Annotated in this window: 20 protein-coding genes; 13 read left to right on the forward strand and 7 right to left on the reverse strand. The window is 72.2% G+C overall.

All coding sequences use genetic code 11. The features are described 5' to 3' along the window. The first annotated feature begins 194 nt into the window (after nucleotides 1-194). The 7 genes from ABH928_RS22875 to ABH928_RS22905 all read left to right on the forward strand — a co-directional run bounded on the left by ABH928_RS22875 (nucleotide 195) and on the right by ABH928_RS22905 (nucleotide 8,804). Nucleotides 195-1,934: an acyclic terpene utilization AtuA family protein gene (locus ABH928_RS22875; protein ID WP_370069418.1), complete on the forward strand. Its 1,740-nt coding sequence runs from the start codon at nucleotides 195-197 to the stop codon at nucleotides 1,932-1,934. Then, entirely contained in the window at nucleotides 1,931-3,553 is a 1,623-nt protein-coding gene (locus tag ABH928_RS22880; RefSeq protein ID WP_370069420.1) for an acyl-CoA carboxylase subunit beta, read from the forward strand. Before ABH928_RS22875 ends, ABH928_RS22880 begins: the two co-directional genes overlap by 4 nt. Nucleotides 3,554-3,609: 56 nt before the next feature. Continuing rightward, nucleotides 3,610-5,649 carry a biotin carboxylase N-terminal domain-containing protein gene (locus tag ABH928_RS22885; protein ID WP_370069628.1) on the forward strand — a complete coding sequence of 680 codons (2,040 nt, stop codon included), beginning with the start codon at nucleotides 3,610-3,612 and terminating at the stop codon, nucleotides 5,647-5,649. After that, nucleotides 5,646-6,830 (forward strand): acyl-CoA dehydrogenase family protein, encoded by a 1,185-nt coding sequence (locus tag ABH928_RS22890; protein ID WP_370069422.1) that lies wholly within the window; start codon nucleotides 5,646-5,648, stop codon nucleotides 6,828-6,830. Before ABH928_RS22885 ends, ABH928_RS22890 begins: the two co-directional genes overlap by 4 nt. A gap of 110 nt (nucleotides 6,831-6,940) precedes the next feature. Further along, entirely contained in the window at nucleotides 6,941-7,588 is a 648-nt protein-coding gene (locus tag ABH928_RS22895; protein WP_370069424.1) for a TetR/AcrR family transcriptional regulator, read from the forward strand. A gap of 80 nt (nucleotides 7,589-7,668) precedes the next feature. Continuing rightward, the gene (locus tag ABH928_RS22900) at nucleotides 7,669-8,241 is read left to right on the forward strand and encodes a Uma2 family endonuclease (protein ID WP_370069426.1); all 573 of its coding nucleotides are present in this window, start codon (nucleotides 7,669-7,671) and stop codon (nucleotides 8,239-8,241) included. A 14-nt stretch (nucleotides 8,242-8,255) separates the two neighbouring features. Continuing rightward, nucleotides 8,256-8,804, forward strand: a complete 549-nt coding sequence (locus ABH928_RS22905) for a Uma2 family endonuclease (protein WP_370069428.1) — start codon at nucleotides 8,256-8,258, stop codon at nucleotides 8,802-8,804. Nucleotides 8,805-8,808: 4 nt separating this feature from the next. Here ABH928_RS22905 and ABH928_RS22910 read toward each other — a convergent pair whose 3' ends face one another. Together ABH928_RS22910 and ABH928_RS22915 are read right to left on the reverse strand one after the other, a co-directional pair. Next, complete coding sequence (locus ABH928_RS22910; RefSeq protein ID WP_370069430.1) at nucleotides 8,809-9,219, reverse strand: hypothetical protein; 411 nt, start codon at nucleotides 9,217-9,219, stop codon at nucleotides 8,809-8,811. A 79-nt stretch (nucleotides 9,220-9,298) separates the two neighbouring features. After that, entirely contained in the window at nucleotides 9,299-10,375 is a 1,077-nt protein-coding gene (locus tag ABH928_RS22915) for an MBL fold metallo-hydrolase (RefSeq protein WP_370069432.1), read from the reverse strand. Between the two features lie 171 nt (nucleotides 10,376-10,546). Between ABH928_RS22915 and ABH928_RS22920 the strand changes: the two genes are divergently transcribed. Both ABH928_RS22920 and ABH928_RS22925 read left to right on the forward strand, forming a co-directional pair. Further along, the gene (locus ABH928_RS22920; RefSeq protein WP_370069433.1) at nucleotides 10,547-12,034 is read left to right on the forward strand and encodes an aldehyde dehydrogenase; all 1,488 of its coding nucleotides are present in this window, start codon (nucleotides 10,547-10,549) and stop codon (nucleotides 12,032-12,034) included. Nucleotides 12,035-12,040: 6 nt separating this feature from the next. Continuing rightward, entirely contained in the window at nucleotides 12,041-12,268 is a 228-nt protein-coding gene (locus ABH928_RS22925) for a ferredoxin (RefSeq protein WP_370069435.1), read from the forward strand. Nucleotides 12,269-12,347: 79 nt separating this feature from the next. Here ABH928_RS22925 and ABH928_RS22930 read toward each other — a convergent pair whose 3' ends face one another. Continuing rightward, nucleotides 12,348-12,944 carry a TetR family transcriptional regulator gene (locus tag ABH928_RS22930; protein ID WP_196198070.1) on the reverse strand — a complete coding sequence of 199 codons (597 nt, stop codon included), beginning with the start codon at nucleotides 12,942-12,944 and terminating at the stop codon, nucleotides 12,348-12,350. Nucleotides 12,945-13,165: 221 nt separating this feature from the next. On the opposite strand from ABH928_RS22930, the gene ABH928_RS22935 reads away from it, so the two are divergent. The 4 genes from ABH928_RS22935 (at nucleotide 13,166) to ABH928_RS22950 (ending at nucleotide 17,305) form a co-directional block, all read left to right on the forward strand. Next, nucleotides 13,166-14,491: a glycosyltransferase family 4 protein gene (locus ABH928_RS22935; RefSeq protein ID WP_370069437.1), complete on the forward strand. Its 1,326-nt coding sequence runs from the start codon at nucleotides 13,166-13,168 to the stop codon at nucleotides 14,489-14,491. A gap of 119 nt (nucleotides 14,492-14,610) precedes the next feature. Further along, a complete protein-coding gene (locus ABH928_RS22940; RefSeq protein WP_370069439.1) occupies nucleotides 14,611-15,366 on the forward strand; it encodes a methyltransferase domain-containing protein in 756 nt (251 codons plus the stop codon). 20 nt (nucleotides 15,367-15,386) lie between these two features. Further along, nucleotides 15,387-16,421 (forward strand): prenyltransferase, encoded by a 1,035-nt coding sequence (locus ABH928_RS22945; RefSeq protein ID WP_370069630.1) that lies wholly within the window; start codon nucleotides 15,387-15,389, stop codon nucleotides 16,419-16,421. A 104-nt stretch (nucleotides 16,422-16,525) separates the two neighbouring features. Then, on the forward strand, nucleotides 16,526-17,305 hold the full coding sequence (locus ABH928_RS22950; protein WP_370069441.1) for a maleylpyruvate isomerase family mycothiol-dependent enzyme: 780 nt from the start codon (nucleotides 16,526-16,528) through the stop codon (nucleotides 17,303-17,305). Between the two features lie 17 nt (nucleotides 17,306-17,322). On the opposite strand, the gene ABH928_RS22955 is transcribed toward ABH928_RS22950, so the two are convergent. From ABH928_RS22955 to ABH928_RS22970, 4 genes are all read right to left on the reverse strand, one after another. Beyond that, complete coding sequence (locus ABH928_RS22955) at nucleotides 17,323-18,333, reverse strand: LLM class F420-dependent oxidoreductase (protein WP_370069443.1); 1,011 nt, start codon at nucleotides 18,331-18,333, stop codon at nucleotides 17,323-17,325. A gap of 101 nt (nucleotides 18,334-18,434) precedes the next feature. Next, on the reverse strand, nucleotides 18,435-19,622 hold the full coding sequence (locus tag ABH928_RS22960) for a hypothetical protein (protein ID WP_370069445.1): 1,188 nt from the start codon (nucleotides 19,620-19,622) through the stop codon (nucleotides 18,435-18,437). 84 nt (nucleotides 19,623-19,706) lie between these two features. After that, the gene (locus ABH928_RS22965; RefSeq protein WP_370069447.1) at nucleotides 19,707-20,687 is read right to left on the reverse strand and encodes an N-acetylmuramoyl-L-alanine amidase; all 981 of its coding nucleotides are present in this window, start codon (nucleotides 20,685-20,687) and stop codon (nucleotides 19,707-19,709) included. Next, nucleotides 20,677-21,939: a hypothetical protein gene (locus tag ABH928_RS22970; protein WP_370069449.1), complete on the reverse strand. Its 1,263-nt coding sequence runs from the start codon at nucleotides 21,937-21,939 to the stop codon at nucleotides 20,677-20,679. The genes ABH928_RS22965 and ABH928_RS22970 overlap by 11 nt, the downstream gene beginning before the upstream one ends. Between the last annotated feature and the right edge of the window lie 13 nt (nucleotides 21,940-21,952).

Below are 21,952 nucleotides of genomic sequence, written 5' to 3' on the forward strand. Positions count from 1 at the left end.
CTTGGCAGGGCTTGCAGGGCTTGGCGGGCCTTGGCAGGGCTTGGCGCGGCTCGGTAGGGCTTGTTCTGGGCGGTGTCCCGCGCGTGCGGGGCGCCGCCCGTTTTCTGCGGACCGAATAAAGCAATCATGCTTGATTGTTTCTTGCCCGCCTGCCAGGCTGGCTCCGTCGCGTTCGGTGCCGCCGCGGAGGCGGAATGCGGAAGGGGCATGAGGTGTCCGATTCGATCCTGCGCGTCGGGAACGCGTCCGGGTTCTACGGGGACCGGTTCGACGCCGTGCGGGAGATGCTGACCGGTGGGCCGCTGGACGTGCTGACCGGGGACTATCTCGCCGAGTTGACCATGCTGATCCTCGGCCGGGACCGGCAAAAGGACCCCTCCCTCGGCTACGCCCGGACCTTTCTGCGGCAGATGGAGGAGTGCCTCGGCCTGGCCCTCGACCGGGGCGTCCGCATCGTCGTCAACGCCGGCGGCCTCAACCCCGCCGGACTGGCCGACCGGATGCGTGAACTCGCCGAGCGGCTCGGGCTGTCGCAGGCGCGGATCGCGCACGTCGAGGGCGACGACGTCCTCGCCACCGTCCGTGCCGAACGGCCGGACGCACTGGCGGCCAACGCCTACCTCGGCGGGTGGGGGATCACCGCCTGCCTGAACGCGGGCGCGGACGTCGTGGTCACCGGCCGGGTCACCGACGCCGCGCTGGTCAGCGGATCGGCCGCGGCGCACTTCGGGTGGGCGCGGGAGGACTGGGACCGGCTCGCCGGTGCGGTGGTCGCCGGGCATGTGCTGGAGTGCGGGACGCAGGCGACCGGCGGTAACTTCTCCTTCTTCCAGGAGGTGCTGCGCGGCGGCGAACGTCCCGGCTTTCCGTTGGCGGAGATCCACGCCGACGGATCGGCGGTCGTCACCAAGCATCCCGGCACCGGTGGTGCGGTCACGCCCGAGACCGTCACCGCCCAACTCCTTTACGAGACCGGCCCCGCCCGCTACGCGGGACCCGACGTCACCGCGCGCCTGGACACCGTGGCCCTGGCCGCCGACGGCCCCGACCGGGTCCGGATCTCCGGCGTGCGGGGCGAGGCCCCGCCGCCCACGCTCAAGGTCGGCGTCAACCGGCTCGGCGGCTGGATCGGTGAGGCGGTCTTCGTGCTGACCGGCCTGGACATCGACGCCAAGGCCGAGCTGATGAGGAGTCAACTTGCGGACACGCTCGACTCGCTCGGCAAGCAGCAGCCCGAGCATCTGCGTTGGACCCTCGCCCGCACCGACCACGCCGACGCCGCCACGGAGGAGCAGGCAAGTGCGCTGCTGCGGCTGACCGTTCGCGATCCGGACGCCAAGCTCGTCTCCCGTGCGGTCGCCGCCGCGCCCGTCGAGCTGGCGCTGGCCGGATACCCCGGCTTCCACCTCACCGCGCCGCCGGACAAGGGCACGCCCTACGGCATCTTCGAGGCGCTGACCGCCGATCCGGCCGAGGTCGCGCACACGGCCGCGCTGCCGGACGGCAGTCGCATCGCCGTCGAACCCGCGGCCGCCGCACGAGCATTGGAGCCGGTGCCCGAGTGCGGGCTGCCGACGCCGCTGGATCCCGCCGTCCGCGCGGCGAACCGGCGCGCGCCGCTCGGCCACGTCGTCGGCGCGCGCAGCGGCGACAAGGGTGGCAGTGCCAACATCGGCGTCTGGGCCCGCACCGACGACGGGTGGCGCTGGCTCGCGCACACCCTCACCGTCGAGCGGTTGAAGGAACTGCTGCCCGAGACCTCCGGGTTGGCCGTGTCCCGGACCGTGCTGCCGAACTTGCGCGCGCTCAACTTCACCGTCGAGGGCATCCTCGGCGACGGCGTCGCCTCCCGTGCCCGATTCGACCCGCAGGCCAAGGCGCTCGGCGAGTGGCTCCGCTCGCGGCACCTGGACATCCCGGAGGTCCTCCTGTGACCGTTCTCTCGACCAGCGTCGACCCGAGCAGCGCGGAGTTCGCCGCGCACCGAGCGGCGATGCTCGACAAGTTGGCCGAGCTCGACGCCGAACAGGCCAAGGCCGTGGCCGGGGGCGGGCAAAAGTACGTGGAGCGGCACCGCAGGCGCGGCAAGATGCTGCCGCGCGAGCGGATCGAGCTGCTGCTGGACCCGGACACGCCGTTCCTCGAACTCTCCACGCTGGCTGCCTGGGGGACCGAGTACCCGGTCGGCGCGGGCATGGTCACCGGCATCGGGCGGATCTCCGGCACCGAGTGCCTGATCACCGCCAACGACCCGACCGTGCGCGGCGGCGCCAGCAATCCGTGGACGTTGAAGAAGGCGCTGCGCTGCCACCAGATCGCGCTGGAGAACCGGTTGCCGCTGGTCAACCTGGTCGAGTCGGGCGGCGCGGATCTCCCCAGCCAGAAGGAGATCTTCATTCCGGGTGGCGCGCTCTTCCGCGACCTGACCCGCCTCTCCGCCGCCGGGATCCCCTCCATCGCCGTCGTCTTCGGCAACTCGACGGCGGGCGGCGCGTACGTGCCCGGGATGTCGGACCACGTGGTGATGATCGACGAGCGGTCCAAGGTCTTCCTCGGCGGTCCGCCGCTGGTCAAGATGGCGACTGGCGAGGAGAGCGACGACGAGTCGCTCGGCGGCGCGCGGATGCACGCCCGCGTCTCCGGACTGGCCGACCACTTCGCCGTCGACGAGGCCGACGCGCTGCACCGCGCACGGCAGATCGTCGCCCGGCTGGAGTGGCGCAAGCAGGGGCCGGGACCGTCGGTCGACGCGCACGGTTCCCACGGCCTGGTCGAGCCGCCGAAGTACGACGAGGAGGAGCTGCTCGGTATCGTCCCCGCTGACCTGCGGCAGCCGTTCGACCCGCGCGAGGTGATCGCGCGCGTCGTGGACGGCTCGGAGTTCGACGAGGTCAAGCCGCTCTACGGGCCGAGCCTGGTGACCGGTTGGGCGCGGATCCACGGCTACCCGGTCGGGATCCTGGCCAACGCCCAGGGGGTGTTGTTCAGTCAGGAGGCCCAGAAGGCCGCCCAGTTCATCCAGTGGGCCAACCAGCGGGACATTCCGCTGCTGTTCCTGCACAACACCACCGGCTACATGGTCGGGCGCGAGTACGAGCAGGGCGGCATCATCAAGCACGGCGCGATGATGATCAACGCGGTCTCCAACTCCCGCGTCCCGCACCTGTCCGTGCTGGTCGGCGCCTCCTACGGCGCGGGCCACTACGGGATGTGCGGGCGGGCGTACGACCCGCGCTTCCTCTTCGCCTGGCCCAGTGCCAAGTCGGCGGTGATGGGGCCGCAGCAGCTGGCCGGGGTGCTCTCGATCGTCGCCCGAGCGGCGGCGACGTCGCGCGGCCAGGCCTACGACGAGGAGGCCGACGCCGGTCTGCGCGCCATGGTGGAGCAGCAGATCGAGTCGGAGTCGCTGCCGATGTTCCTCTCCGGCCGCCTTTACGACGACGGCGTGATCGACCCGCGCGACACCCGGACCGTCCTCGGCCTCTGCCTCTCCGCCGTGCACAGTGCGCCGATCCAGGGCGCACGCGGCGGCTACGGCGTCTTCCGGATGTGAGCCCCGTGACCGACAACCGTGCACCGAAAGGGAATGCTGTGGACACCGTGGACGCCGTGATCGGCTCCGTGCTGGTGGCCAACCGGGGCGAGATCGCCCGGCGGATCTTCCGCACCTGCCGCGATCTGGGCATCGCCACGGTCGCGGTCTTCTCCGACCCGGACGCCGACGCGCCGCACGCCCGCGAGGCCGACGCCGCCGTCCGCCTGCCGGGCGCCGCGCCCGCCGACACCTATCTGCGCGGCGACCTGGTCATCGCCGCCGCCCGGGCCGCCGGTGCGGACGCGATCCACCCCGGCTACGGATTCCTGTCCGAGAACGCCGAGTTCGCGCAGGCCGTGCTGGACGCCGGGCTGGTCTGGATCGGCCCGGCGCCGTCCGCGATCGCGGCGATGGGCGTCAAGACCCGCGCCAAGGAGTTGATGGCCGCGGCCGGCGTCCCCGTGCTGACGGCTGCCGCGCCGGGCGAGCTGACGGAGGCGGACCTGCCGCTGCTGGTCAAGGCGGCGGCGGGCGGCGGCGGACGTGGCATGCGCGTGGTCCGCGAACTGGGGCTGCTGGAATTGGAGTTGGCGGCGGCGCGGGCCGAGGCGGCAGCCGCCTTCGGCAGCGACGAGGTGTTCTGCGAGCCGTATGTCGAGACCGGCCGCCATGTCGAGGTGCAGCTGCTTGCTGACGCCCACGGCACCGTCTGGGCGGTCGGTGAGCGCGACTGCTCGATCCAGCGCCGCCACCAGAAGGTCGTCGAGGAGGCCCCCGCTCCGCTGCTCGCCGAGGACACCCGTGACCGGCTGCACGAGGCCGCCCGCGCGGCGGCCCGCGCCATCGGCTACGTCGGCGCGGGCACGGCCGAGTTCCTGCTCGCGCCGGACGGGCGGTTCTACTTCCTGGAGATGAACACCCGGCTGCAGGTGGAGCATCCGGTCACCGAGTGCGTCACCGGGCTGGACCTGGTCGCGCTGCAGCTGCTGGTCGCCGAGGGCGGGCAGCTGCCGTCGGCCGAGCCGCCCGCACCGCAGGGCCACGCCATCGAGGTGCGCCTCTACGCCGAGGACCCGGCGCGCGACTGGCAGCCGCAGATCGGGACCGTCGAGCGCATCGAACTGCCCGGCGTGGGCGCCCGGTTCGCTCCGCCGCGGGCCGGGGAGAAGGCCGGCCTGCGGCTGGACGCGGGCATCGAGCCGGGCAGCGCCGTCGGCGTCCACTACGACGCGATGCTCGCCAAGGTCATCGCCTGGGCCCCGACCCGCACCGAGGCCGCGCGTCGCCTGGCGGGAGCGCTGAGCCGCGCCCGCGTCCACGGGCTCACCACCAACCGCGACCTGCTGGTCCGGGTGCTGCGGCACCCGGAGTTCCTCGCCGGTCGCGTCGACACGGCGTTCCTCACCCGCAACCCTCCCGAGGGCGGGCCCGCGGCTGCCGACAAGGACGCCGTCGCGGTCTCCGCGCTGGCGGCAGCGCTGGCCGACGCGGCGGAACGGCGCACGCCGATCGCCGGGGGCTGGCGCAACGTGCCCGCGCATCCGCAGGTCAAGCGCTACGCCGTGGCCGGGGTGGACGGCGGCGAGCAGGAGGTCCGCTACCGCCTGACCCGGGACGGCCTGCGCGCCGAGGCGCACCCCGGCGTCGCGCTCGTCTCCTCGGCGCAGGACCGCGTCGTGCTCGAAGTCGAGGGCGTGCGGCGGACGTTCGCCGTCGCCCGCTACGGCGAGGCGCTGGTCCACGTCGACTCGCCGCTCGGCGCGGTCGCGTTGAACGAGCTTCCCCGCTTCCCGGACCCGAGCCTGGAGGCGGCGGCCGGATCGCTGCTCGCGCCGATGCCGGGCACGGTCGTCCGCGTCGAGGCGGCCGTCGGCGACCGTGTCACGGCCGGGCAGCCGCTGCTCTGGCTGGAGGCGATGAAGATGCAGCACAAGGTCACCGCCCCGGCGGACGGCACGGTCACCGAACTGCGCGCGGTCGTCGGCCAGCAGGTCGACACCGGCGCGCTGCTCGCCGTGATCGGCGAACCCGGCGGGTCGGGCGAGGAACAGATATCCACAGGCAGCAACAAGACCCCGGACATGACCCCGGAGGAGGGGACCCCGCAGCCATGACCGCGTCGGCAAGCACCTACGAAAGCACCTTCGTCGAGTCCGAGGAGCGCCGCGACCTGCGCGCCGCGGTGCGCGCGCTCGGCGCCCGCTACGGCCTCGACTACCTGCTCTCCTGCGGCAAGGAGCACCGCATCCCGGAGGAACTCTGGCGCGAGGCGGGCAAGCTGGGCTTCCTCGGCGTCAACCTGCCCGCCGAGTACGGCGGTGGCGGCGCGGGCATGCAGGAGCTCGCCATCGTCTTGGAGGAACTCGGCACCGCGGGCTGCCCGTTGCTGATGTTGGTGGTCACACCGGCGATCTGCGGCAGCATCATCGCCCGCTTCGGCGCCGAGGAGCAGAAGCAGCGCTGGCTGCCCGGCTTCGCCGACGGCAGCGTCCGGATGGCCTTCGGCATCACCGAGCCCGACGCCGGCTCCAACTCGCACCGCCTGACCACCACCGCGCGCCGCGACGGCTCGGACTGGCTGCTCACCGGCCGCAAGGTCTTCATCTCCGGTGTGGACGCCAGCGACGCGACGCTGATCGTCGGCCGCACCGAGGACGCCCGTACCGGCAAGCTCAAGCCGGCGCTCTTCGTGGTCCCGCGTGACGCGCCCGGCTTCGAGTACCGGCCGATCGAGATGGAACTGCACATGCCCGAGCGGCAGTTCCAGCTCTTCCTGGACGATGTCCGGCTCCCCGCCGACGCGTTGATCGGTGACGAGGACGCGGGCCTGCTGCAACTCTTCGCGGGCCTCAACCCGGAGCGGATCATGGCCGCCGCGTACTCGACCGGCATGGCCCGGTTCGCGCTGGACCGCGCGGTCGACTACGCCAAGGAGCGGACCGTCTGGAAGACGCCCATCGGCGCGCACCAGGGCCTGGCCCACCCGCTGGCCCAGGTCCGCATCGAGCTGGAGCTGGCCCGGCTGATGATGCAGAAGGCCGCCTTCCTCTACGACGCGGGCGACGACCTCGGCGCGGGCGAGGCCGCCAACATGGCCAAGTACGCGGCTGCGGAGGCGGCGGTCCGCAGCGTGGACCAGGCGGTGCAGACGCTGGGCGGCAACGGCCTGACGTCCGAGTACGGCCTGGCGACGCTGGTCGCCGGGGTCCGGGTCGGGCGGATCGCGCCGGTCAGCCGGGAGATGATCCTCAACTACGTCGCCCAGCACACGCTCGGCCTGCCGAAGTCCTACTGAGCGGCAGCCCTGCGGAGCAGCAGTCCTGCGGAGCGGCAGTCCTACTGAGCGGACGCCGCGAGTCCGCTCGGGCGGGGGCGTCTAGAGTTCTGCACGGAAAGGAATCAGCCGTGTCGCCACAACCAGTCGCCCCCGCCCCTGCCTCTACCCCTGCCCGCGCCCCCAAGCAGGACCGGAGCAGGGTCACCCGGCAGCGCCTGCTGGAGGCGGCCGTCGACTGCCTCGCCGAGGTGGGCTGGACCGGTAGCACGGTGGCCGTGGTCGCCGAGCGCGCCGGGGTCTCGCGGGGCGCGGCCCAGCACCACTTCCCGACCCGCGAGGACCTGTTCACCGCGGCTGTCGAACACGTCGCGGTCCAGCGTCACGCCGTGCTGGAGTCGGCCGCCGCCGCGCTCCCGGCCCGGGGGCCGAACCGCACCGAGGCGGTGGTGCGGATGCTGGTCGACCTCTACACCGGCCCGCTCTTCCGCGCCGCCCTGCAGCTCTGGGTCGCGGTCAGCACCGACGACCAGCTCCGCCCGCGCGTCCTCGAACTGGAGTCCCGCGTCGGCCGTGAGACCCACCACACCGCCGTCGCCCTCCTCGGCGCGGACGAGTCCCACCCGGGCGTCCGCGAAACCGTCCAGGCCACCCTGGACATGGCCCGTGGCCTCGGCCTCGCCGACATCCTCAGCGACGACGGCGCCCGCCGTGCGCGCATCGTGCGTCACTGGGCCCGGATCCTGGACGCCCAGCTGTCTTCGAACTCGTTCGAGTGAAGACTTCCTGACTCTCCGGCACGCCCCGCCACAGTGCGTAAGGGTGGTCGTGAACACCGAGGGGGTGGACCATGGCTTGTATGGCGCACGAGGCGATGCCGACACCTGAGGAGCTCCTGCTGGAGAGCTTCCTCGCTCTGGAAACCCCGGAGGGCTTCAAGGCCGAGCTCATCGAGGGGGAGATCATCGTGTCGCCCGCGCCGGACGGGGATCACCAGGACGCCATCGACCAGATCGCGTTCCGCGTCTACCGGGATTCGAACGTGCCGATGCAGCAGTCCGGGAACACGGGGCTGTTGTTGCCGAGGGGCGGGCCCTGCCCAAAGAACCACGCGATTCCCGATATCACCTTCGCGCCCCGGGCTCTTCGGCTCTTCCGAGGCGCGCCTTCGTGGATGCGCTGCGACGGGGTGGCCATGGTCGTCGAGGTCACCAGCCTCAGAGCATCGCTGGACCGGGTGATGAAGCGCCACTGTTATGGCCGTGGCGGCATCCCTCTTTACCTGCTGGTCGACAGGGAACAAGGCAAGGTCGTACTGCACAGCCTTCCCAAGGGTGATGACTACGTGGACCGCTATGCGGTCGACTTCGGCGAGCCGCTGCCGCTGCCGGCGCCGTTCGGCTTCGTGCTGGACACTGGCGAGCTGCTGTGACAAGGCAGCAGCTCGTGAGCGTTGCGACGTTCGACGGCTTGCTCGCTCTGGAGACTCTGGAGGGTTGCAAGGCCGAGCTCGTCGAAGGCGCCTGCGTTGTGTCTCCGACGCCCGACGGGGATCACGAGGACTGCATCAGCACCGTGATGCGGCAGATCCAGGCCTACGCCAAGGTGAGCATGGATGCCTCGGGCATGAAGGGGCTCCGCATGCCCAGCGGTGGGGGTTGCCCCAAGAACCATGTCATTCCCGACATCACCTTCGCTCCGCGCGAGCTGCGGATCTTCCGTGGAGCGCCGTCCTGGATGGATGCCGATGGGGTGGCGATGGTGGTCGAGGTGACCAGCACCAAGCCCTCCGACGACCGGACGGTCAAACGCCACTGTTACGCTCGCGCGGCGATCCCGCTGTACCTGATCATCGATCGGGACGAGTCGCGGGTGCTGCTCTACAGCGACCCCGCCGGGGAGGACTACGCGTCGGGAGTCTCGGTGGCCTTCGGGGAGCCGCTGCAACTGCCCGAGCCGTTCGCTTTCGCGTTGGAGACGGCCGAGCTGCTCTGACGGGTCAGGAGCGCTTGCTGCGGCTGTAGCTGATGAAGAGTCCGGCACCGACGCTGGCGATCAGCACCACGGCAAAGAACAGCCACGGGGAGGTGCCGCTGCTGCCCTTGCTTGGGGCCGGGGAGGCGGAGGACGCCGACGCGGGGGCGCTCGGGCTCTGCGGCGCGGTGGGGTGGCTGGTGGCGGTTCCGGCGGTGGCGGTCGGCGCCGAAGAGGAGGCGGAGGACGCAGCGGGCGCGGAGGCCGCAGCGGACGGTGACGCGGTGGTGGGCGCAGCCGCAGGGGCGGTTGTCGGGGAGATCGGCGAGCCGTTCATCGGCGCGGCCAGCGCGGGCCCGGCGATGCCGAGCACGACGGACGCCGACAGGGCGACACCACATGCCGCCGTCACGACGGGGCGGAGGGCGGAGTGCATGCGGGTGAGGCCTTTCGCTGAGCATGGAACGCGGCACCGATCGCGGCGCGGAGCAACGCCGCGAGCCACACCCTAGCGCTCACCGTGCGTGGTAGCGGATCGGCTCCTCGTCCGTGACCGCTTCCGCCAGGCCCGTCTTGACCAGTCTGCGCAAATGCGCCGCCGCCTCCGAGACGGCCAGGTGCCGGGCCAGGAAGCCCAGCTCCTCCCAGGGGCGGTTCCAGTGCATGCCTTGCGCCGCCTGCCAGAGCGTCAGCGGTTCGTCGCGCAGCTGGCTGTGCAGGTCGGCCAGCCGCGTGGCGTGGTGGTCGAGCAACTGGCGGACCCGGCCCGGCGCGTCCGTGAAGCGGTACTGGTGCGCGGGCAGGACCTCCTCGGGAGCGAGTGCGGCGATCCGCTCCAGGGAGTCGAGGAAATCGCCGAGGGGATCGGTCGGCTCGTCCTGCGGGTTCTCCGGATAGAGGCTGACCACCGGGGTGATCGTGGGCAGCAGATGGTCGCCGCTGAGCAGCCGGGTGCGCGGCTTCTCGTCCAGGAAGAGGCAGACGTGGCCCGGCGTGTGGCCGGGCGTCCACATCACCCGCAGCTCACGCCCCGGGACGCCCGCGCTCTCGCCGTGCACGAGCTCCCGGTCGGGGACGGCCGCGCCGAGCGTCGCCGGGCCGCCCTCGGAGTCGTCGCCCCAGGAGGACAGGCCGTCGAGATGCTCCTGCGGGATCCCAGCCGCCCTCATGCTCCGGGTCATCCGTCCGATCCAGACCTCCGAGGGGATGTCGCGGACCGCCCGGACCACCGCGGCCTCCGCCGCGTGCATGCCGATCCAGGCCCCGGAGAGCTCGCGCACGTGCGCGGAGAGCCCGTGGTGGTCGGGGTGGTGATGGGTGATCAGCATGCCGTGGATGTCGGACATCGCGTGCCCGGCGGCCGCGACCCCGGCGGCGAGGATCTCGCGTCCGGACGGGTCGTCCCAGCCGGTGTCGACCAGGACCGGACCGCGGTCGCTCTCCAGCAGGTAGACGAGCGTGTACCGCAGCGGGTTGTCCGGGATCGGTACGGGGATGCTCCACACCCCGCCGCCCAGGTCCTGCGCGGGCGGGAGGACGCGGTCGCGCCAGGCCACGCGGTCGGGGTTCTCCTGCGGCGGCTCCTGCGGCACTTGCAGCCTCCTCGTTCGACGCACCGGAACGGCGGACGGGCGCAAGAGACTGGAACAGGTTCCTTGTGCCATGCATCCAATCCGGGAGGTTACTGCATGGCCATTGCTGCCCATAAGTAGAACTGGTATCAGTTCTCATTGAGTGGGACAGGGTTCCGGAGGGAGAGGTCGATGACCGAAAGCGCTGCGTCCGGTGGCGTCACCGAGTACGGCGAGCTCTACATCGGCGGCGTGCTGGTCGCCCCGGCCGGGTCCGAGGTGATCGAGGTGATCTCCCCGCACACGGAGGAGGTCATCGGCCGGGTCCCGCACGCCTCCCGCGAGGACGTGGACCGCGCGGTCGACGCCGCCCGGACGGCGTTCGACGAGGGACCGTGGCCGCGGATGAGCCTGGCCGAGCGGATCGCCGTCTGCGAGCGGATCAAGGACGGCATCGCCGCCCGTGCAGACGAGATCGCCCGCGTGATCAGCTCCGAGAACGGCTCGCCGTACTCGTGGAGCATCCTGGCCCAGGCCTACGGCCCGATGATGATCTGGGACGCGGCCATCGCCGCCGCCCGGAACTTCCGGTTCGAGGAGTACCGCAGCGGCGTGCTCAGCCCGCTCCTCGTCCGACGCGAACCGGCCGGGGTGGTCGCGGCCGTGGTGCCGTGGAACGTCCCGCAGTTCGTCGCGGCGGCGAAGCTGGCGCCCGCGCTGCTCACGGGCTGCACGGTGGTGCTCAAGCCGTCGCCGGAGACCCCACTGGACTCCTACATCCTCGCCGAGATCGCCACCGAGGCCGGGCTGCCCGACGGCGTGCTCAGCATCCTCCCGGCCGACCGCGAGGTCAGCGAGTACCTGGTCGGGCACCCGGGCATCGACAAGATCTCCTTCACCGGTTCGGTCCCGGCCGGCAAGCGGATCATGGAGGTCGCCTCGCGCAACCTCACCCGCGTCACCCTGGAGCTGGGCGGCAAGTCGGCCGCCATCCTGCTCCCGGACGCGGACCTGGACGCGGCGGTCGCCAACCTCATGGGCTCCTCCTACATGAACAACGGCCAGGCCTGCGTCGCCCTGACCCGCGTCCTCGCGCCGCGCTCCCGCTACGACGAGATCGCGGACAAGATGGCGGCGGCGGTGGGGGAGTTGGTCGTCGGCGACCCGCTCGCCGCGGAGACGCAGATCGGCCCGCTGGTCGCGAGGCGACAGCAGCAGCGCAACCTCGACTACATCCGCATCGGCCAGGACGAGGGCGCGAAGGTCCTCGCCGGCGGCGGCGTCCCGGAGTCCCAGCCCCGCGGCTGGTACGTCGAACCGACGCTGCTCGGGTCCGTCGACAACCGGATGCGGGTGGCCCGCGAGGAGATCTTCGGCCCGGTCGTCTGCCTGCTGCCCTACGAGGACGAGGCGGACGCGATCCGGATCGCCAACGACTCCGAGTACGGCCTCTCCGGCAGTGTCTGGGCGGCCGACGCGGAACACGGCGTCGACATCGCGCGGCAGGTCCGTACCGGGACCTTCTCGGTCAACAGCTTCAGCCTGGACTTCAACGGCCCGTTCGGCGGCTTCAAGAACTCCGGCCTGGGCCGGGAGTTCGGCCCCGAGGGCCTGGCGGGCTTCCTGGAGGAGAAGACCATCAACCTGCCGCAGGGCTACGCGATTCCCGAGGAGGGCTGAGCGCGGATGGGCGATCGGTGGCACGTCGAGGTCGACCGCGGCGTCTGCATCAGCAGCGGGTTCTGCGCGAACAGCGCGCCGGAAGCGTTCCGCTTGGACGCTGCGCGTCAGTCGCACCCCAGGGAGGACGAGCTCGACGCTTCCGAGGCGGTGTTGGCGGCTGCGGAGAGCTGCCCGGTGGAGGCGATCCTCATTCAGCTGGCAGAGACCGGAGACCCTGTCTTCCCGGATTGAGTTGCAGATGCCTCAGGGGCGCCAAGCAGGGCCCCGCGCCCCTGGAGGTGCAACTTCCCCGCGTGCCCAAGGGATCCGTCTACTCCATCGTCAACAGCTTGCATGCCGTCTCAAGGTCGATCCGCACCTGCGCGATCGACGCCCGCCCCGACAGCCAGGTCACCAGCGCCGAGTGCCACGTGTGCTCGATCACCCGCACCGCGGCCAACTGCTCGCGAGTGGGCGGCTGGTCCAACCCCATCGCGTCGAGAATGAGTGCTCCCGTGATCCGGGAGACCTGGTCGACCTCCGCGCTGACCGAGCGGTCCGCGAAGGTGAGGGCGCGGACCATCGCCTCCGCGAGCTGCGGTTCCCGCTGGAGCCCGCGGAAGGTCCGCATCAGCGTCTCCGCGACCCGCGTGCCGGGGTCCTCCCCGGCCGCAGGGTGCTTGCGCGTCTGGTCCTGGAAGAGCTGGAGCTGGTCCTGCATGGTCGCGACCAGCAGATGCACCTTGGAGGGGAAGTAGCGGTAGAGCGTCCCCAGCGCGACGCCCGCCGTGTCCGCTACCTCGCGCATCTGAACCGCCTCGAACCCGCCGCGCGACGCCAGTTGGGCGGCAGTGTGCAGGATGCGGCGGCGACGCGCCTCCTGCCGCTCGGTGAGCGGTGGCGCCGCCGGCCGTGGGCTGGTCGTCATCGGGAGCTCCTACGTACCTACCACTGGATCCCACGCATGATGGCGCACAGGGCAGGCGTGGCGCGAATCACCCCACCCCGCGAAACCGGGAAAAGCTACGGGCCGGTAATCTTCGTGCTCTCTCCATGCTGTCACGCTGGAACGTGTTCTAGATTACCCTGGCCAAGGCGGCCCGGGGAGGGCACGGGAGAGAAGCAAGAGACCCAGGAGAGGGGTCCCAGTTGACCGCGAGCCACGACGAGCCGCTGCGCATCGCCCTGCTCTCGTACAAGGGCAACCCGTTCTGCGGCGGCCAGGGCGTCTACGTCCGTCACCTCTCGCGCGAGCTGGCCCGGCTGGGGCACGACGTCCGGGTGCTCGGTGGGCAGCCCTACCCCGTGCTGGATGTCGACGCGATCGACCCGGCCGGTCCGGGCAGGCTGGCCTTCGGCGAGATCGCCAGCCTGGACCTCTACCGCGAGCCGGACCCGTTCCGCACGCCGGGACTCTCCGAATACCGCGGGCCGGTGGACGTGCTGGAGACCGCGATCATGCGCACCGGCGGCTTTCCCGAGCCGCTGACCTTCAGTCTTCGCGCTCGGCGCCACCTCGCGCTGCACCGCGGCCGATACGACGTCGTGCACGACAACCAGACCCTCGGCTACGGCCTGCTCGGTCTGGACCGGATCGGCTTCCCGCTGGTCACCACCATCCACCACCCGATCACCGTGGACCGCAAGCTCGACCTGGCCGCGGCGCCGAGCTGGGCGCGCAGGCTCTCGGTCCGGCGCTGGTACCGGTTCGCGAGCATGCAGCGCCGCGTCGCCGCCCGGTTGGACTCGGTGCTGACGGTGTCCGAGAGCTCCGCCCGCGAGATAGTCGAGCACCTGGACGTCGCGCCGCAGCGCGTCCACGTGGTGCCGATCGGCGCGGACGTGGAGCTGTGGTCGCCGGACGCGTCGGTCGCCGAGGTTCCGGGGCGGATCGTCACTACGGCCAGCGCCAACGTGCCACTCAAGGGCCTGGTGTACCTGGTCGAGGCGCTGGCCAAGGTCCGCACCGAGCGCGAGGCGCACCTGGTCGTGGTCGGCAAGCGGCCCGAGGAGGGCCCGGTCGCCGAGGCGATCAAGCGGCTCGGTCTCGAGGGCGCGGTCGAGTTCCGCGGCGGCATCGACGACGCGGCCTTCGTCGACCTGGTCCGCAGCGCCCAGGTGGCCTGCGTGCCGTCCCTCTACGAGGGCTTCTCGCTGCCCGCCGCCGAGGCGATGGCCACCGGCACGCCGCTGGTCGCCACCACCGGAGGCGCGATCCCGGAGGTCGCCGGTCCGGACGGGGAGACCTGCCTGGCCGTTCCGCCGGGCGACCCGGGCGCGCTGGCCGCCGCCCTCGGCCGGCTGCTGGACGAGCCCGAGCTGCGCGCCCGGATCGGCGCGGCCGGACGCGCCCGCGTCCTCTCCCGCTTCACCTGGCGCCGCGCGGCCGAACTGACCGTCGAGCGCTACCGCGAGGCGATCGCGACCGGTATCGGGCAGCACGCCCGCGCGGGTGCGGGCTGGCGCTACGTCTGAGCTTCCTGCCGGCCCGCTCCGGCTCCCTGAACTTTCCGAACTCCTCCGCCACTTCTCTGCACTGTGCGCCACTCCTGGACCGCAGCTCGCAGTTCCCGCAACCCTAAGGAGCCCCGGCCGTGCTGACCGTCGACTTCTCCCGCTTCCCCATCGCGCCAGGCGACCGGGTGCTCGACCTCGGCTGCGGCGGAGGACGCCACGCCTTCGAGGTCTACCGGCGCGGCGGCCGGGTGGTGGCGCTCGACCAGAACGCGGAGGAGATCCGCGAGGTGCGGCGCTGGTTCGCGGCGATGGACCTGGAGGGCGAGGCTCCTCCCGGCGCGTCCGCGATCGCGGTGGAGGGCGACGCGCTCTCGCTGCCCTTCCCCGACGACAGCTTCGACAAGATCATCATCTCCGAGGTGATGGAGCACATCCCGGACGACAAGGGCGTGTTGGCCGAGATGGTCCGCGTGCTCAAGCCGGGCGGCTCGATCGCGATCACGGTGCCGCGCTGGCTGCCCGAGCAGATCTGCTGGGCGCTCTCCGACGCCTACCACGAGGTCGAGGGCGGCCACATCCGCATCTACCGCGGCGACGAGCTGCTGGAGAAGATGCGCGGCGCGGGGCTCGACCCCTACGGCACCCACCACGCCCACGCGCTGCACTCGCCGTACTGGTGGATCAAGTGCGCGGTCGGCGTCGACAACGACAAGGCGCTGCCGGTCCGCGCCTACCACCAGCTGCTGGTGTGGGACATCGTGGGCGCGCCGGTCGTCGGGAAGCTGACCCGCTGGACCGAGAAGGCGCTCAACCCGGCGATCGGCAAGAGCTTCGTCGCCTACGCGACCAAGCCCCGCACCGGGGAAAGTGCGTCGTTCGAGGTGGGCGAGTGAGGACGCTGATCCTGGACGGTGTGCTGACGGCCGAGCAGGCCGAGGTCACCGTCCGCAGCATCCTGGCCGAGCAGCGCCCGGACGGGGCCATCCCGTGGTTCACCGGAGGGCATCTGGACCCGTGGGACCACGTCGAGGCCGCCATGGCGCTGGACGTCGCCGGCGAGCAGGCGGCGGCGGAAGCGGCCTACCGCTGGCTGATGCGGAGTCAGAATCCGGACGGCTCCTGGTTCTCCGCCTACCGGGAGGGCGAACCCAGCGACCGCAGCCGGGAGTCCAACTTCTGCGCCTACGTCGCCGTCGGGGCCTGGCACCACCACCTCTCCACGGGCGACGACGCCTTCCTGGAGGAGATCTGGCCCACCGTCATCCGGGCCGTCACCTTCGTCCTCGGTCTCGGCCGTGCGGACGGCACCGTCTCCTGGCGGCGCGAGGAGGACGGGGGTGCGCCCGACGAGGCGCTGCTGACCGGTTGTTCCAGCGTCCACCACGCGCTGCGCTGCGCGTTGGCCATCGCCGAGTACCTCGAAGAGCCGCAGCCCGACTGGGAACTGGCGGCAGGTCAACTCGGCCACGCGGTCGCCTGTCACCCGGAGCGGTTCCTCGACAAGGACCGCTACTCGATGGACTGGTACTACCCCGTCCTCGGCACGGCGCTGCGCGGCGAGGCGGCCCGCGAGCGGCTGGACCGCGACTGGAACCGCTTCGTCGTCCCCGGACTCGGCGTCCGCTGCGTCTCCGACCGCCCGTGGGTGACCGGTGGCGAGAGCGCCGAACTGGCGCTGGCGCTCTGGGCGGTGGGCGAGTCGACGCGGGCGGTGGAGATCCTCAAGTCCATCCAGCACCTGCGCCACGACAGCGGCGGCTACTGGACCGGCTACGTCTTCGAGGACGACGCCGTCTGGCCGGAGGAGCGCACCACCTGGACGGCCGGCGCGCTGCTGCTCGCCGTCGCCGCCCTCGGCGGCGACGAGGCGACCGTCTCGGTCTTCGGCGGGGAGGAACTCCCCTCCGGCCTGACCGCCGACTGCTGCGCGACCGTCCGCGAGGCCTGACTCGACGCACCCGGCAACCAGGCCTGGGGCGCTCGGATGGCCCCCAGCAGGCCCGCGGAACTACCCGCATGACGGTGAGCCGCGGGCCTGTTAGCGTCCGTGCCATGGCAATGGACTGGCTGTCACATGAGCGCTACCTCGACGCCGCCGAGGACAACGGCCGTCGGCTGGCCGAGATCGTCACCCGCGTCGGGCCGGACGGGCTGACCGCGCCCGTGCCGAGTTGCCCCGAGTGGACCCTGCGCGACCTGGCCTTCCATACGGGCATGGTCTACCGCTGGATCGGCGAGATCGTCGGCCGCAAGGCCCAGGAACCGGTGCGGATGCGCGAGGTCCCGGACCGGGAGATGTCGGACGACGCCGCGGCGCAGTGGCTGCTCGCAGCCGTCGAGCTCGGCGTCGGCCGGCTGCGCGACGCCGGTCCGGGCGTGGAGCTGTGGGGCTGGGCAGGCAACGGCAGCACCTGCTGGTGGGGCCGCCGGATCGCGCACGAGTCGCTGGTGCACGGCATCGACGGCCAGCTGGCGGTCGGCGAACTCCCGGTCGCCGAGCCGGAGCTGGCCGCCGACAACATCGACGAGCTGCTCGCCAACGCCGGCACGCCCGCCGTGCTCGCCGCCAAGGGCCGGGAGGCGCTGGGCGGGGAGGGCGACAGCCTGCATCTGCACTGCACGGACGTGCCGGGGGAGTGGCAACTGCTGCGCACGCCCGAGGGGTTCACCGTCGAACACGGCCACGCCAAGGCCGACGCCGCCGTCCGCGGTACCGCGCTGGACGTGATGCTCTGGCTCAACGGCCGTCTGCCGCAAGGTACTCCGGGCCCGGAACGGTTCGGCGACCCGCGCGTCCACGCCCTCTGGCGCACCGGCCTGACGCTCGACTGACGCACTGCGGTTCAGGTTCAGAGGAGCAGTTCGGCCAGGGTGCGCAGCGTCAGCGGGTCGCGTGAGGTGACCAGCAGGTCGGTGACCGGGGAGGCGTGCCAAGCGGCGAGGCGGTCGGCGATCCGCTCGCGCGGGCCGACCAGGCTGATCTCGTCCGCGAACGCGGTCGGGACCGCCGCGATCGCCTCGTCGCGGCGGCCCGAGAGGAACAGCTCCTGGATCCGCCGGGCCTCCGCCTCGAAGCCCATCCGGGCCATCAGGTCGGCATGGAAGTTGCGCGACTGCGCGCCCATCCCGCCGACGTAGAAGGCCAGCATGGCCCGGATCGGCGCCAGGCCCTCCTCGACGTCCTCGCAGACGCGTGCGTGGACCATCGGCGCCACCATGAAACCGGGCCGCGCCGCGGCCAGCGGCTCGGCGTAGAGGTCGGCGCGCTCGGGGGACCAGTACAGCGGCAGCCAGCCGTCGGCGATCCTGGCCGTCTGGGCGATGTTCTTGGGGCCCTCCGCGCCCAGCAGGATGAGGAGTTCGGCCCGCAGCGGGTGCAGGATCGGCTTGAGCGGCTTGCCCAGCCCGGTGCCGTCCGGGCCCGCGTAGGGGTGGGCGTGGTAGCGGCCCTCCAGCGTCACCGGCCTCTCGCGGCGCAGGACTTGGCGGATCACGTCCACGTACTCGCGCACCGCCGTGAGCGGCGAACGCGGGAACGGCCGTCCGTACCAGCCCTCGACGACCTGCGGGCCGGAGAGGCCGAGTCCGAGCAGCATCCGGCCGCCGGAGAGGTGGTCCAGGGTCATCGCGTGCATCGCGGTGGCCGTGGGCGTGCGCGCGGCGAGTTGGGCGATGCCGGTGCCGAGCCGGATCCGGCTGGTGTGCGCGGCGATCCAGGTGAGCGGGGTGAACACGTCCGAGCCCCAGGACTCCGCGGTCCACACCGAGTCGAAGCCGAGCCGTTCGGCCTCCTGGGCCAGTTCGACGAAGCCCGGCGTGGGCGCTGCGCCCCAGTAGCCGAGGACCAGACCGAGGCGCATGACGAAACCCCCACGGTAAACTGACGGAGCGTCAGATTAACGTGGGGGTCCGCAGGTGACAATGGGCGCTGAGTTGTCAGCCCCTGGTCGGGTCTCCGGGATCAGCCGCGCTGGATGCCCGAGGTGTCCTTGAGCAGGCCGCGCTTGCCCTCCTGGGTCTGCGTCAGCAGCGCCTCGCCGCGCTGGGCGATGGCCAGGTACCAGGTGCCGGGCACCAGTTCGCCGACCGACGGGCCGCTCGGGTGGTCTTCGGGAGCCAGCGGACGCGCAGCCGGGACCGCGAACCAGAACGGCGAGAAGGACGGCGGCGCAGGCGTCGCGGCGGCGGCGACAGCACCCGCCGGGGCGGCGGCAGCAGCGGGAGCCCCGACCTGTCCGTGCGCCTGCCCGGACGTCTGCCCGGGCGCCTGCGCAGCAGAGGCTGCCGGTGCCGGGGTGGACGCCTGGCCCTGCGGGCCGGGTTGGGCCTGCGCTCCCTGCTCCGGCTTGAGCGCGCCCGGTTCCGGCTTGAGGCGGAAGGTGCGGCCACCGCGCTCACGGGGCGGCGGTGCGTCGTGCGGGGCGGCCTCGCGGAGCGTCGCCGGCTGCGGCGAGGGCGCGGGGGGCTGCTGCTGCGCGTACGGGTACCCGGCGCCGGCCGGCGGGGTCTGCCCCGGCGTCGCCTCCGGGCCGTGGAACGGCTGTCCCGGGTGGGCCTGCTGGACCGGCTGGCCGCCGAAGTGGCCCAGGTGCGGCTGCTGGGCGCCGTAGCCCTGCATGCCCGGGGCACCAGGCGCGCCCGGTGCGCCCGGCGTCGTCGGCTTCGCCTCGGGCAGCAGCGGAACGACCAGCGCCGGCAGCACCGGACCGGAGACCGCGAAGACCACCGTGAGCAGCGAGAAGAGCAGCGCGAGGAACGCGCCGAGCTGCGGGCCGGACGTCGCCGCCGGCTCCCCCCACAGCGCGCCCGTCGGGCCGCCGAACAGCGCCCAGAGCGCGGACCAGGCCGACGCCACCGTCAGCACCGTGCCCCAGACGCGCAGCGGAATGTTCAACACCTGTGGCGGCTGCGCGATCAGACGGTCCAACAGGACCAGCACCGCGCCGCCCACGCCGAGCAGGAAGACGCTGGGGAGCAGCGGGAAGAGCGCGACGCTCCAGGCGTTGGTGGAGCAAACGCCACCGCCCCCGGGCGCCGTCTGGCACAGCCCTGCGTCCGCCTTGTAGAAGGTGAAGAAGGAGGAGACGAACAGCAGCAGCGCCGAGGCCGCCAGCGCGGCATCTCCCCGGGTGACGCTTCGCAGATTCACCGAGTCAGGCCTCTCGTGAGTCGTCGAGTACGGTGCGGCGAACGGATGATACGGGCGGACCACCCATGACCGTTTAGGACCGTATCAGCCCGACGTGTTGCCTTCGTGCAGGACGAACTCGCTGAGTCCGTCGGCGATGCCCTGAGCGGCCAGCTGACGCCAACTCGCCGAGGTGACCTTGGCGGCGTCGGCGGCGTCCCGCATGTTCGCGCACTCGATGAAGACCTTCGGCACGGTGGAGAGGTTGAGGCCGCCGAGGTCGCTGCGGATGTCATAGCCCTGACCACCGTTGATGTAGGTGGCGTAGTGCTCGCCGGTCGCCGTAGCGAACGCCGAACGGACGTCCATGCCCAGGGTGTGCGACGGCGCGACGATGGCCTGGTTGTCCACGCTGCCCTGGTCGACCGGGGCGGGCATGATCACGTGGAAGCCGTAGTCGGTCGGTCCCGCGCCGTCCGCGTGGATCGAGATGGCCGCGTTCGCGTGCGCCTGGTTGCCGACGGCGGCACGCTGCGTCACGCACGGGCCCCACGGGGTGTTCCCGTCCTGGGTGAAGATCACCTTGGCGCCCTCGGCCTCCAGCAGCGTGCGGACCCGGCGGGCCACGTCGAGGGTGAAGTCCGCCTCGGGGTAGCCCGCGTCCGTCGAGGCGCCGGTGGTGTCGCAGGCCTTGCTGCCGTTGCCCACGAAGACCAGGCTGTTGATCTCGTCGGGGTGGTTCACGTTGTTCGGGTTGTGGCCCGGGTCGATCACGATCACCTTGCCGGCCAGCGGCTTGCCCGTGCTGCCTGCCGCGGTGGACGCCGCGGTTCCTGCCGAGGTGGAAGTCGGGGAGGAGGAACTGCTCTTCGTGGCCCCGTCGCTGGACGGCTTCCCGCCGTTCGCGCCCGCCGTCGGCTTCGCTCCGGACGTGGCAGCGGTGCCGCGCTCCCCGGCGACGGCCTGCCATCCCAGCCACCCCGCGAAGCAGAGCGGCACCAGTGCGGAGAGCACCAGCACGAGCGTGGTGGCCTTGGAGCGCCGCCGGAGCGGCGCGGGGTCGTCGTCGTGATGGTCAGAGTTCATTCTCGGTCCAGGGGTGGAGTCCGTACTGGCTGGCGATCGGGTCCCATTGCAACACGAACGCCTTCTTGTCGGTCGTGGCCTGGGCGCTGCTGGCGCCCGCGGCCTGATAGTCCGAGGTCTGCGTCACCTTGTTGGGCTGGCAGCCGCCATTGGCCATCGCGCCGGCCCAGGAGGCGTAGCCCTGGTCCGCGCTGAGCGACTCGTTCTCGGCCTTGGTGAGCAGCTGCTGCAACGCGGTCCCGTTGGGGAGGGCGGAGACGTTGAGCTGCCCGAGCTTGCTGATCAGGTTCTGCCGGTCGGCGGCGGCCTGCTGGAGCGAGGACTGCGCGGCGGCGACGGACGCCGGGCTGCTGCAGGCCGCCACCGACTGCACGGCGGAGACCACCTGGTTGCGGTCGGAGTTGCTCTCGTTCAACAGCCCGTCCACGGCCTGCGCCTGCGTCCGGGCGTTCCCGCTCGCGCTCGCGGAGGCGCTTCCTGACGGCGACGCCGCCCCGGACCCGCCGGTGGCGGCCGGGCCGGAACCGGCGGGCGTGGCCGACGAGGCGGACCCGGCGGCCCGGCTGCTCGATCCCGACGACGAGCCGAGCCCGAGCGCCCACACCGCGCCGACGCCGAGCACGGCGGCGCCGACGATGACCGCCGCGACCAGCAGCGGCATGCGCGACCGGGGAGCGGGACCGTCGTCGGTGGCCGTCGTCCCGTAGGGCTCGAAGCCCGGCGGGTCGTGGGGCCGGCGGTCAGGCTGGCGGTAGGGGGACTGAAAGGGCTGGTGGTGCTGCGCGTACGGCTGCTGAGGCGCTGTCGTCGGGTAGGACGGCGGGTACGTGGGCGGCTGTGCGGGCTGAGGCGGGTAGGGCGGCGGGTACGACGGGGGCGCCGGATGCGCGCCCGGGTCCGGGTTCTGGGGCGGGTCCTGGGGTGGAGGCGGCGGGTACGACGGGGCCGCGGTCGGCGCGTAGGGGCGGACCATCGGCTGGTCCAGCTCCCGAACGGGCGGCAGCAGTTCGGTCGGTTCCTCGTCCGCCGAGGAGCTCGCGGCAGCCGTCTGCGGCCGGGGCGGCAGTGGGGACTGCTGGGGCTGGGACGGCTGACGTGGCTGGGGAGGCTGGGGAGGCTGGGACGGCTGAGGTGGCTGCTGGGGTTGCTGCGTCGGTGCGGTTCCGCCGTTGCCGCGGCGGACCCAGCCGCCCGCTCCGCCCCGCGCTGTCGGGTCCCACACCGCGGGTGCGGGGTTGTCCTGCTCGCTCACGCGCCACCTCGTT

The organism is Streptacidiphilus sp. MAP5-3 (assembly GCF_041262505.1).
Classification (GTDB): Bacteria; Actinomycetota; Actinomycetes; order Streptomycetales; family Streptomycetaceae; genus Streptacidiphilus.